This is a genomic window from Janthinobacterium sp. 1_2014MBL_MicDiv (genome assembly GCF_001865675.1).
In the GTDB taxonomy this organism is placed as follows: Bacteria; Pseudomonadota; Gammaproteobacteria; order Burkholderiales; family Burkholderiaceae_D; genus Janthinobacterium.
The window spans coordinates 1264924-1276928 of sequence record NZ_CP011319.1 but is presented as its reverse complement, the minus strand read 5'-3'; the positions used below and the strand labels follow the sequence as shown (position 1 = coordinate 1276928).

The following is a 12005-nucleotide window of genomic DNA, read 5'->3' as shown; positions in this document are numbered from 1 at the left end:
GGCGCCGCAGCTTGCCGCGCCGGCGGGTATCACTAGCTCAACAGCGCACGCATGGTATTGGCTTTTTTCACTTGCTCTTCGCTGCCGCCCTTGATGACTTCATCGATCAGCTCGCGCGCACCTTCCTTGTCGCCGATTTCCTGGTAGGCGATCGCCAGGTCCAGCTTGGTATCCATTTCCATGTGGATGGCCGACAGCGGGTCATCCACGCCGGCGCTGGCCGTCTTGGCGTCGTTCAGGTCCAGGTCGATGCCGGACAGGTCGAACTCCTGCGCGGCCGGGATGGTTTCCGGCGGTGTGGCCGGTGTTTGCGCTGCGTCAAACAAGTTGTCGATCGATGGCTCGGCAGCCGCTACCGGCGCCGCCGCCGGCGCTACCGGTTCATCGAGGTCGAAATGGGCCAGGTCCACGTCTTTCAATGGATCGGGCAGCGGCGTCAGGCCCGCGCCCACGCCATTCACGGGGCCGGCTGGCGGTTCCAGGTCCAGGCCGAAATCCATGCTGGCGTCGTACTGCGCATCGTGCGCAGCCGTTGCCGGCTTGGCTTCAGGCCCGGGCATGACGATGGGGTCGCTGGTGGAGACGGGCTCGAAATCGAGGCTGTCGAGGTCAAAGTCGAGCGGATCGCGGGCATCGCGCGCGGGAACGGCCGCCGGTTCGGCTGGCGCCAGGTCGGCCAGTGCCGTATCGTCAGGCAAATCCATGCTCTGGCCGCGCAAATCATCGCAGGCGCCCTTGCTCAGGCTGACGACGGCGTCGCCATCCGTATCGCCATACAGCGGGTTGGATGGATCGAGCGCCAGGCCCAGCGCGGCGGCTTGCGGCCACTCCTCGCCCTGGCCCCGCGTCAGGCTGTACAACTCGCTGGCCTGGTCTTCAAACGCGCGCACGTCATTGCGCGCCGAATAGATTTCCAGCAGTTTCAGGCGCGCCGCATGGCGTTCGGGATGGATGCGCAAGGCTTCCTTGAGGATATCTTCCGCCTGGCCATCACGGCCGTAGGCGATATACACATCGGCTTCGGCGACGGGATCCACCTCATTGACATCGAGGGCACTGGCGCCCGCCACGGCAGCGGCTCCGGCGGCGGCAGCGCCGGCGCCGAACAAATGATTGCTCGCCTCGGACTGCTGGTCTTCCGGCGCCACGCCCGCCGGCGGCGCTGCTGGCGGTTCAGGTTCCAGCACGGGGGCCACGTCGGCCTCGGCCGGCGGCGTGTCCTTGCGCCGGCGCGCGACGACGAGCGCCGCCACGGCAGCGAGCAAGGCGGCCAGGCCGATGCCGATGGCGCCCAGGTGGTCGTTGATCTTATCTGTAATGGTCGGTTCCAGCGGCGAGGCTTTCTTGACCAGCGGCACCGGCTTGGCCTTCGGCACCGGCGGCTGCGCTTCGGCCGGGGCACTGGCGACGGCGCTGGCCGCGGCACTGGCCTCGGCTGGCTTGGCCGGCGATGGCGCGCTCTTGTCGGCCATGGCCTTGCTCTTCACCGCCATCAGCTTTTCCAGGTCGCTGACGTTCTTTTCCAGTTCCTTGACGCGCGCGGCCGCCTCATCCACCTGCCTGGCCTTGGCGATCTTGTCTTCCTCGCTGGCTACCGCGCTCTTGCCGGGGGCCTTGGCCGCCGGTTCCGCTTTCGACAGCTTCAGCTTGTCTTGCGCTTCGCTCACGGCCGTCGGCTTTTCCTGCACCTTCGTCGCGCCGATCTTGCCGGCCGTGCTTTGCGTCGCCTGCGCCGCCTTGACCGGCTTGCTCTGCGCCACCTGGCCCGCCAGCTTGTTGCGGTACGCCTCGAAATCGATGGCGTGCGCCGTCACCACGCCCTTCGCCTCGGCCGCGTCGGTGGCGCGAATGGCTTCCGCGCCTGGCACGGCCAGGATGCGCCCGGCCTGCATGCGGTTCATGTTCTCGCCCTTGAAGGCATCGGGATTGGCGCGGTACAGGGCGACGAGCATCATGTCGAGCGAAACGCCCGACGGTTTCAGCTCGCTGGCGATGCGGCTCAGGGTATCGCCCGCCTTGACCTTGTATTCGCCGGCCGCCTTCTTCGGCGCCGCTGGCGGAGCAGTATTGGCGGCAGCGGTGGCGGCGGGCTTGCCCTTTCCCGGTTCGGCCGGGGCCATGACCTGCGCGCCGCGCGTCTGGCGCGCCTCGGGCGTATCGAGCACGAACGCATATTCGCGCACCTGGCGCCCATTCTTGCTGCTCAGCTCCAGCAGCAGGTCCACCAGCGGCTCGGCCACCGGTTGCGCCGAACTGATGCGGATGAAGGGCTTGCCGTTGCGGTTTTCCACGGCAAACGTCAGTGCGTTCAGCGCGGGGTTGAATTCCACGTTGGCCTGGCGGTAGGCGTCCGGCGGCGCCAGCTTGGCCAGCAGGGTTGTCGCCTCGTCAGGCTTGACGGCCGACAATTCGACCTCGGCGCGCAGCGGCTGGCCGGCGGCGGACAGCACCGTGATCTTGCCCAGCTCGGCTGCGGATGCCGCCGGTGACAATAACACCGCGCATGCGACAGCGCTGCTGAGTGTTTTGATGGCAAGGGAGGCGACCCGGGGACGAGTGTGTACAGGCATAATTGGCGGCATCTTAGTTGACATGGGAAAACTGTTACTTTTCCAGAGGTATCAACATATCATCATGCCCAGAGCTATGCAAGCTCCGCATGGTTGAGCCTTGACGGGCTCAGGAGGAAAAAAAAGCCGGGAAAACAGCCCCGGCTTGATTCTAATCAGCAATTTATTGCCATTACGCGTCCAGCAGGATACGCAGCATGCGGCGCAGCGGCTCGGCCGCGCCCCACAGCAACTGGTCGCCCACGGTGAACGCGGACAGGTACTCGCCGCCCATGCTCATCTTGCGCACGCGGCCGACGGGAATAGTCAGGCTGCCCGTGACGGCGGCCGGCGACAGGTCGCGCACGGACGCTTCGCGCGTGTTCGGCACGAATTTCACCCATTGATTATTGCTGGCGATGATGTCGTTGATTTCATCGAGCGGCACGTCTTTCTTCAGCTTGATGGTCAGCGCCTGCGAATGGCAGCGCATGGCACCGATGCGCACGCACAGGCCGTCCACGGGGATTTCCTTGGTGCCAAAGTCGATGCCGCGGCCGAGGATCTTGTTGGTTTCCGCGCCGGCCTTCCACTCTTCCTTCGACTGGCCATTGCCCAGGTCCTTGTCGATCCACGGAATCAGGTTGCCGGCCAGCGGCGCGCCGAATTGCTTGATTTCATCCGGGGAATAGCCGTGCTGGGTGGCCAGCACCTGGCGGTCGATTTCCAGGATGGCCGAGGCCGGGTTTTCCAGCAGCGCCTTGACGGAACTGTTGATGGTGCCAAATTGCGTCAGCAGTTCGCGCATGTGCTGCGCGCCGCCGCCCGATGCCGCCTGGTAGGTCATCGACGTCATCCAGTCGATCAAATCGTGCTGGAACAGGCCGCCCAGGCCCATCATCATGCACGAGACGGTGCAATTGCCGCCGATGTAGTTCTTGACGCCCTTGCCCAGCGCATCCTTGATGACGTGCAGGTTGACGGGGTCGAGCACGATGACGGCGTCTTTTTCCATGCGCAGAGTCGATGCGGCATCGATCCAGTAGCCGTTCCAGCCGGCAGCGCGCAGCTGCGGGAAGACGGCGCTCGTGTAGTCGCCGCCCTGGCAGGAAATGATGATGTCGCACTTGGACAGTTCGGCGATATTGTTGGCATCCTTGAGGATGGTTTCATTCTTCGCCATGGCTGGCGCCGCGCCACCCGTGTTCGAGGTGGTGAAAAACACCGGTTCGATGTGGGCGAAATCGCCCTCTTCCTGCATGCGCTGCATCAGGACCGAACCGACCATACCGCGCCAACCTACCAAGCCAACTAATTTCATTACCATTCCTCAAGATGAGACGGCGACTGCCGTCATTAGACTATTTTATCCCAGTGCTTTTACAACTGCATCACCCATCGCCTCGGTACCGACCAAAGTCGTGCCCGCTTCATGGATGTCGGCCGTGCGCAGCCCCTGCGCCAGCACTTGCTTGACGGCGCCCTCGATGCGATTTGCCTGTTCCTCGCGGTTCAGCGAATAGCGCAGCATCATGGCCGCCGACAGTATCGTCGCCAGCGGATTGGCGATGCCCTTGCCCGCGATATCGGGCGCCGAGCCGTGCGATGGCTCGTACAGGCCCTTGTTGTTGGCGTCCAGCGACGCGGACGGCAGCATGCCGATCGAGCCCGTCAGCATGGCGGCCGCATCCGACAGGATGTCGCCGAACATGTTACCGGTAACCATGACGTCGAATTTCTTCGGCGCCCGCACCAGCTGCATGGCCGCGTTATCGACATACATATGATCGAGCGCAACGTCCGGATATTCCTTGTGCACGTCGATGACGATATCTTTCCAGAACTGGAAGGTTTCCAGCACGTTCGCCTTGTCCACGCTGGTGAGCCTCTTGTCGCGCTTTTGCGCGGCCTGGAAAGCCACATGGGCGATGCGGCGGATTTCGCCTTCCGCATAGCGCATGGTGTCGTAGCCTTCGCGCTGGCCCTTGAACGGACCGTCCGGGCACTCGCGCACGCCGCGGGGCTGGCCGAAATAGATGTCGCCCGTCAATTCGCGGATGATCAGGATATCGAGGCCGGACACCACTTCCGGCTTCAGGGTCGAGGCACCGGCCAGTTCCGGATACAGAATGGCCGGACGCAGGTTGGCGAACAGGCCCAGGTTCTTGCGCAGGCCCAAAATCGCCTGCTCCGGGCGGAACTGGCGCTCGAGGTTATCGTATTGGTAATCGCCGACGGCGCCGAACAGCACGGCATCGGCCGCCTTCGCCAGGGCCAAGGTGCCTTCCGGCAAGGGGTGGCCATGGGCCGCATAGCCGGCGCCGCCCACGGGCGCCGTTTCCAGCTCGAACACTTCGCCCAGCACATTCAAGACCTTGACGGCTTGCGCGACGATTTCAGGACCGATGCCGTCGCCGGGTAAGATTGCAATTTTCATATTTTTATCAATTAGATGACGTTGGCGAGCCAAGGCTGGTTGGCGAGATGGCGCTCTTCGAAGGCGCGGATATCGTCCGCATGGCGCAGGGTCAGGCCGATATCGTCGAGGCCATTCATCAGGCAATATTTGCGGAAGGCGTCGATCTCGAATGGGTACGAGACGGAGCCATTGCTGGTGCGCACGCACTGCTGCTCCAGGTCCACCACCAGCTTGTAGCCGGGAAAGGCCTTGACTTCATTGAACAGATGGTCGACCTGGCTTTCCGACAGCACGATGGGCAGCAAGCCGTTCTTGTAGCAGTTGTTGAAGAAGATATCGGCAAACGATGGCGCGATGATGGCGCGGAAGCCATACTGGTCCAGCGCCCACGGCGCGTGTTCGCGCGAGGAGCCGCAGCCGAAATTTTTGCGCGTCAGCAAGATCGAAGCGCCCTGGTAGCGCGGCTCGTTGAGCACGAACTCGGGGTTCAGCGGGCGGCGGCTGTTGTCCTGGCCCGGTTCGCCATGGTCGAGGTAGCGCCATTCGTCGAACAGGTTGGGGCCGAAACCGCTGCGGTGGATCGATTTCAGGAATTGCTTCGGGATAATGGCGTCGGTGTCGACGTTGGCGCGGTCCAGCGGTGCGACCAAGCCTTCGTAAATCGTAAATTTATCCATGCTGTTTCTACTCGGTAGGACGGGCGGCGCAGGGCGCCGGCACGTCGCGGTTTATTTTCCGCCGGCGCCAGTGACAACCTGGCCGACTTTCTGCACATCGCGGCCGATGCCGGAGACGGTGTTGCAGCCAGACAGGATGACGGTGGCGATGAGGAGGGCGAAGAGTTTTTTCATGATGATTTCTCGATAATCAATAAGGGACTGAAGGCGCTAGTGTAAACCAGCGGCGCCAGTCCCTGCCGTCATCGCAGTCCCCGCACGTCGACGAAGTGGCCGGCGATGCCCGCCGCGGCCGCCATCGCCGGCGACACCAGGTGGGTGCGTCCGCCCTGCCCTTGCCGGCCTTCGAAGTTGCGGTTCGACGTCGAGGCGCAGCGTTCGCCCGGCTCCAGGCGGTCCGCATTCATGGCCAGGCACATGGAACAGCCCGGCTCGCGCCACTCGAAACCGGCATCCTTGAAGATGCGGTCCAGTCCTTCGCGTTCGGCCTGGTCCTTGACGAGGCCCGAGCCCGGCACCACCAGCGCCAGGCTGACGTTCGAGGCGCGGTACTTGCCGCGCACCACGGCGGCCGCCGCACGCAAGTCCTCGATGCGCGAATTGGTGCAGGAACCGATGAAGACCTTGTCGATGCGGATGTCGGCAATCGGCGTGTTCGGCTTCAGGGCCATGTAGACGAGGGCCTTTTCCATGGCGTCGCGCTTGACGCTGTCTTTTTCATTGTCCGGGTCCGGTACGCGGCCATCGATGCCGACCACCATCTCGGGCGAGGTGCCCCAGGTCACCTGCGGCTCGATGTCCTGCGCGTTGAGCGTGACGACGAGGTCGAAACGGGCGCCCGGGTCCGAATGCAGGGTGCGCCAGTAGCTCACGGCGCGTTCCCAGTGCGGGCCGGCCGGCGAAAACGGACGGCCCTTGACGTAATTGATGGTGGTGTCGTCGACGCCGATGATGCCGGCGCGCGCGCCCGCCTCGATGGCCATGTTGCACACCGTCATGCGGCCTTCCATCGACAGCGCGCGGATGGTCGAACCGCCGAACTCGATACAGTAGCCGGTGCCGCCGGCCGTGCCGATCTTGCCGATGACGGCCAGCACGATGTCCTTGGCCGTCACGCCGGCCGGCATGGCGCCGTCGACCTGCACCAGCATGGACTTGGATTTCTTTTGCAGCAAGGTTTGCGTGGCCAGCACGTGTTCGACCTCGGACGTGCCGATGCCGTGCGCCAGCGCGCCGAAGGCGCCGTGCGTGGAGGTGTGCGAATCGCCGCACACCACCGTCATGCCGGGCAGGGTCGCGCCCTGCTCAGGGCCGATCACATGCACGATACCCTGGCGCTTGTCGTTCATGTTGAAGTACGTCAAGCCAAAGTTGCGGGCGTTCTTGTCCAGGGTTTCCACCTGCAGGCGCGAAACGGGGTCGGCGATGCCGTCGACGCGGCTGGTGGTGGGCACGTTATGGTCGGCCACGGCCAGGTTGGCGGAAATGCGCCATGGCTGGCGGCCCGCCACGCTGAGCCCGTCGAAGGCTTGCGGGCTGGTGACTTCGTGCAGCAAGTGCCGGTCGATGTACAGAATTGTCGTGCCATCATCTTCGGCCCGAACAACGTGGGATTCCCAAAGTTTGTCGTAAAGCGTCTTCATCATGATATATGCAGCGTTGCCACAGCCTGTTTAAGTGATCAAGTGATACCAAGTCATACGGTGATCCACAAGGATTATGCCATATATCGGGGAATACAGAACCGAAACAGGCAAAAGCGTGGGATTGGCGATACAAAGTTCGGCTCATTTGTTGGATATGGGCTAAAAATTGCCGATAACTGCCCGCTGGCGGCATGGCGCACCCATCCGCGGGCGGGCCGCCGAACGACCGACGGCATCGCCAGAAAATGATATTTTTTCCTCAATCTTTCGTGTATCGTGTTTCGACAATAATGAACGGCGCGCGCACCCGCACGCGCCCACAACCGATGGGGACCTGAATGAAACTGCATTCCTGGGCGCTGGCCGCCCTCACCCTGGCCAACGCGCATGCGGCGGCGGCCACGCCGGGCGAACTGTGCGTGCAGGACTTGCGCGCCATCCCACCTTTCCTGCTGGAAAACGATACGGGCGCACGCGCCCACCTGGCACAAAAAGGGCAGGCCTATTTCGACCTGGCGCTGGCCACGGCAGGCACGGCGGCGGCCACTGCCGCCGACGCCAAGGCCTGCGATGCCATCCTGGAAAATTATGTGGGCATGTGGCGCAAAGGCCATCTGCACGTGAAAGGCGGCAGCGCGCAGGACGTGGCCAAGCCATCCCCCGCCCAGCCTGCCGCGCCGGGACAGCCTGCGCCATCGAAGGAACCGTCGCTGCAAGTCTTGTCCGACAATACCGTGCTGCTGAACTTGCCCAGCTTCCACGGCCGCTACCGGACCGCCGTGGCCACCCTGCTCGACACCCACCGCGCGGCACTGGCGTCACGCCCCAACTGGATCCTCGACGTGCGCCGCAACGGCGGCGGCAGCGACGGCACGTATGCGCCGCTGCTGCAATGGATCAGCTCGGACGAAACGGTCAGACTGGGCGCCGAATGGCTGTCCACGCCGGCCAATATCGCGGGGCAAGAGAGCGTCTGCGCCTTGCTGGCGCCGGGCGACAAGGCGTGCGCCGACTTTGCGGCTCAGGCCGTGACACAGATGCGCTCCGTCAAGCCGGGCGAGTATGTGGCGCAGAACGGCGGCGACGTCGTCAGCTACGCGCGCCAGGACACGCCGGAGCCACGCCGGCCCGTGCGCGTAGCCGTGCTGATCGACCGCGACTGCGCCAGTTCCTGCGAGGAATTCCTGCTGGCGGCGCGGCAAAGTTTTCACGTGAAATTGATCGGCCGCAACAGCCATGGCGCACTCGACTATTCCAACCTGCGCCTGCACGCGCTGCCGTCCGGCGTGCGCCAGCTGCAATACGCCACCTCGCGCTCGGCCCGCTTGCCGCAGCTGCAGGTGGACCTGGGCGGCATCATGCCCGACATCTATTTGCCGCCGCCAAAGGACGAGGCTGCGCGCGCCCAGGAAATCGTGCGCGTGCAGCGCTGGCTGGAAGGCGGAACATTACGTCCGGACAACATCTGACGCCGCTGGCGCCATGAAAAAAGCCCGCTACACGTAGCGGGCTTACTCATGGGTACAACGATATTGTCAGCTGTCTTCAGGCCGCCAAGCGGACACTGCCCCGGCAACCATCCATCAGGAACGACAGGCCGACGACCAGCACCAGCTCGCCTTCGGCCGAGCGGGCCGTGCCCGTGATGCCTTCCACGGTGATGGCCGTCATCGGCTTGATCACGAGGTCGGCCGTGCCATCGACGGCTTCCACGGCGAGGATGTACGGCTGTGGCGCGGCGACGACAATGCCGACGCGCTCGCTGCACGACTCGTAGCCCAGGGCACCGGCCAGCGAACGCACGGGCAATGGACGCCCCTGGTCCTTCAGCACGGGCGCGCCGCCCACTTCCATGAAGGTTTCCGGCAACTCGACGACGCGCTGCACCACCGCCATCGGCAGCGCCAGCGCGGCGCCCGAGGTGGAGACGAGCATGGTCGGCACGATCGACAGCTCGATCGGCAGGCGGATGGCGAACTTGGTGCCCTTGCCCAGCGCCGACTCGATGTGGATGGCGCCGCGGTTTTTCTCCACGGCCGTCTTCACCACATCCATGCCGACGCCACGGCCGGAGACGCTGGACGCGACTTCCTTGGTCGAGAAGCCCGGCAGGAACACCAGCTGGAAGCATTCATCGTTGCTCAATTGTGCGTTTTCGCTGATCAGGCCCTTTTGCTGGGCCTTGCTGCGCAGGAAGACCGGGTCCATGCCCTTGCCGTCATCCTGCAGCACGATCATCACGCTGTTGGCTTCCTGCCATGCTTTCAGCGAGATATACGACTTGGCGGGCTTGCCGGCGGCCAGGCGCGCTTCCGGCGATTCGACGCCGTGGTCAAGCGAGTTGCGCAGCATGTGCACGAGCGGATCGTACAGGCTGTCGACCACCACGCGGTCGACTTCCGTCTCCGCGCCCTCGATGGTCAGCTCGACATCCTTGCCCAGGTCCTTCGCCAGTTCGCGCACCAGGCGCGGGAATTTCTGGAACAGCCGGCCCACGGGCTGCATGCGCGTGGCCAGGGTGGCGCGCTGCAGTTCCGTCGAGTAGCGCGACGCGCGTTCCAGGGTTTCCGCCAGCGTCGCCATCAGGGTGGCGGCCTGGCCTTCGAACTTGAATTGCAGCAGGCGCTCGAGCAGCACGGCAGCCTGGTTGGCGGCCTGCACGGATTCGCCGGCCACTTCCAGCAGCGCGTCGAGCTTGACGGCGTCGACGCGGATGCTGTCTTCCTTGACGGGCGCGGCGTGGCGCACGTCGGGACGCTCTTCGCGGCGGTCCACGCCATCCCAGTTCTTGCCGGCCGGCTTGGCGGCGGCCGCAGCGGCAGGCGCGGCGGCAACAGCGGCAGTAACGGCAGCGGCGACGGGGGCCGGCGCGGCGGCCAGCTGGCTGCCTTCCGGCACGACGGCGTTATACATGCCTTCCCAGTCCAGGCCATCGGCGCTGGCTGTGGCGGCAGCAGCGGCAGGCGCGGCCACGATCACTTCGGCCACGACGGCTTCCACCACCACGGCGGCGGCAGGCGCTGGCGCGTCCATGCCCTTGCCTTCGATGGCATTGGTGAGGATGTGTTCAAGCTCTTCCGGCATGGCCGGCAGGCTTTCCGGCGCGGCGCCGTTCGCCAGTTCCGTCAGCTGGTCGGCAACGAAGCCGGATGCCTGCAGCGCCGCCTCGATGGCGATGGGGGTCACCGGCGCGGCGCCCGTGCGCAGCGCGTCGAACAGGTTTTCCGTCAGATGGCAAGCCGCCACCAGCGCAGGCAAGCCCATGAAACCGGCGCCGCCCTTGATGGTGTGGAAAGAACGAAACACGGCATTCAGTGTTTCCTTGTTGTCCGGATCGCGCTCGAGACGCAATAAGTGCTCTTCAACATTAACCGCAAGATCCATCGCCTCGACGACGAAATCCTTGAGCATATCGTCCATTAGAATCCCAAATCCGCAAGAAGGTCGTCTACATTATCCTGGTCCAGCGCCACCGACGGCACGGAAGGGCCCTGCATCAGCGGCGCGTCCTGCTTCTGCGCGAGTTTCTCGCGCACTTCGGCCGGCGCGTTGTCGCGCAGCAACTGCGCCAGCTCGTGCTCCACCGTCTTGGTGATGTTCACCACTTTTTTGATCAGCTGGCCCGTGATGTCCTGGAAGTCCTGGGCCATCATGATTTCCAGCAGGCGCGCTTTTTCCGCTTCCGTCGCCTCGGCAACGGCTTGCGCGAACTGGCGCGAGTCGCCGGCCAGGGCCTTGAATTCTTCCAGGCTCAGCTTGCCGTCGAACAGGGCTGTCCAGCGGCTGTCCATGTCCTTGGCCTTCTTCGACAGCACATCCTGCGCCGGCATGCCTTCGTCGAGCGTGTTGAGGACCTTGTTGGCCGCCTGCTCGGTGAGCGTGGCCACGTATTCCAGGCGGTCCTGCGCGTCGACGATCTGCGACGACGCTTCCGTCAGCGCCTTGTCGTAGCCCAGTTCGCGCAGCGAATCGTGCAACAGGCGCACGATGCCGCCCAGGCGCTCGAACATCGGCTTGTCGGACTGGTCGACAGGGTCGGCGGCTTCGCCAGCTGCGGCGGGCGCCTCTGGCGCTGCCGGCGCGGCGGCCGCTTCCACGGCAGGCGCGGCAACGGCAGCCGGGGCCGGCACGGCGGCGCTGGCCGAAACGGCGTCGAACAGCGCGTCAAAATCGTCATCCGCGATCACGGCGGGGGCGGGCGCGGCGGCAGGCGCGGGCTGGGCCGCGGCCGCGCTTTGCGCAGATACTTCATCGAATAATGCATCGAAATCATCAGCGGCGTTGGTCATATCCCTGCTTCTCCATAATTTGTCAAAATTCCGCCTGAACTGTGCGTTTTACAGACTGATACCCGCAATTTCTCGATTAAGATGATTTGAGGCAATACCGCTGCGATGGTGCGAGTGTAGCAGGGCGCCGCCCTGTTGGTAAATCTCAAAACGCGCTTCCTGGTGCAAAGCGGGCCTGCAAGAGCTTTTCCACCAGGAAATAAGTGTTCCTGCTGTTGTATTTTGAAATACTACCATTGGCGTGCAGGCAAGACCACGCATCGCGCGAGAAATCCTGGCCCGCGCGCCACGCGCGCCACAGCCTGCGCAGCCAAAAACACGATCTTTCTATCAATGTTGTCTATACTGAAGGTGCAAGAGTATTGACAATTATCAAGTCTTTACATGAAAACAATGCTGTCGCCGCGTCTACAATAAGAGGCGTC

9 protein-coding genes are annotated in these 12005 nt (G+C 64.0%); 1 reads left to right on the top strand and 8 read right to left on the bottom strand.

The genetic code is table 11. From position 1 onward, the window contains the following. Positions 1 to 32: 32 nt before the first annotated feature. The 6 genes from YQ44_RS05600 to leuC form a co-directional block, all read right to left on the bottom strand. Positions 33 to 2498 (bottom strand): FimV/HubP family polar landmark protein, encoded by a 2466-nt coding sequence (locus YQ44_RS05600; RefSeq protein ID WP_335589261.1) that lies wholly within the window; start codon positions 2496 to 2498, stop codon positions 33 to 35. Between the two features lie 244 nt (positions 2499 to 2742). Continuing rightward, positions 2743 to 3837, bottom strand: coding sequence for an aspartate-semialdehyde dehydrogenase (gene asd, locus YQ44_RS05595; protein ID WP_070221126.1), 1095 nt, complete (start codon positions 3835 to 3837; stop codon positions 2743 to 2745). Between the two features lie 78 nt (positions 3838 to 3915). Beyond that, positions 3916 to 4986: a 3-isopropylmalate dehydrogenase gene (gene leuB, locus YQ44_RS05590; RefSeq protein WP_071322539.1), complete on the bottom strand. Its 1071-nt coding sequence runs from the start codon at positions 4984 to 4986 to the stop codon at positions 3916 to 3918. Positions 4987 to 4997: 11 nt separating this feature from the next. Next, positions 4998 to 5645 carry a 3-isopropylmalate dehydratase small subunit gene (leuD, locus tag YQ44_RS05585; protein ID WP_071322538.1) on the bottom strand — a complete coding sequence of 216 codons (648 nt, stop codon included), beginning with the start codon at positions 5643 to 5645 and terminating at the stop codon, positions 4998 to 5000. Positions 5646 to 5696: 51 nt separating this feature from the next. Continuing rightward, positions 5697 to 5819 carry a lipoprotein gene (locus YQ44_RS28040; RefSeq protein WP_010400408.1) on the bottom strand — a complete coding sequence of 41 codons (123 nt, stop codon included), beginning with the start codon at positions 5817 to 5819 and terminating at the stop codon, positions 5697 to 5699. A 68-nt stretch (positions 5820 to 5887) separates the two neighbouring features. Next, positions 5888 to 7291 carry a 3-isopropylmalate dehydratase large subunit gene (gene leuC / locus YQ44_RS05580; protein ID WP_071322537.1) on the bottom strand — a complete coding sequence of 468 codons (1404 nt, stop codon included), beginning with the start codon at positions 7289 to 7291 and terminating at the stop codon, positions 5888 to 5890. Positions 7292 to 7629: 338 nt separating this feature from the next. Here leuC and YQ44_RS05575 point away from each other — a divergent pair, with 338 nt between their 5' ends. After that, complete coding sequence (locus YQ44_RS05575) at positions 7630 to 8760, top strand: S41 family peptidase (RefSeq protein ID WP_071322536.1); 1131 nt, start codon at positions 7630 to 7632, stop codon at positions 8758 to 8760. Between the two features lie 76 nt (positions 8761 to 8836). Here the strand turns inward: YQ44_RS05575 and YQ44_RS05570 are convergent, their stop codons facing one another. Both YQ44_RS05570 and YQ44_RS05565 read right to left on the bottom strand, forming a co-directional pair. Next, on the bottom strand, positions 8837 to 10711 hold the full coding sequence (locus YQ44_RS05570) for a chemotaxis protein CheA (protein WP_071322535.1): 1875 nt from the start codon (positions 10709 to 10711) through the stop codon (positions 8837 to 8839). After that, entirely contained in the window at positions 10711 to 11580 is an 870-nt protein-coding gene (locus YQ44_RS05565; protein WP_071322534.1) for a protein phosphatase CheZ, read from the bottom strand. The genes YQ44_RS05570 and YQ44_RS05565 overlap by 1 nt, the downstream gene beginning before the upstream one ends. Positions 11581 to 12005: the final 425 nt, after the last annotated feature.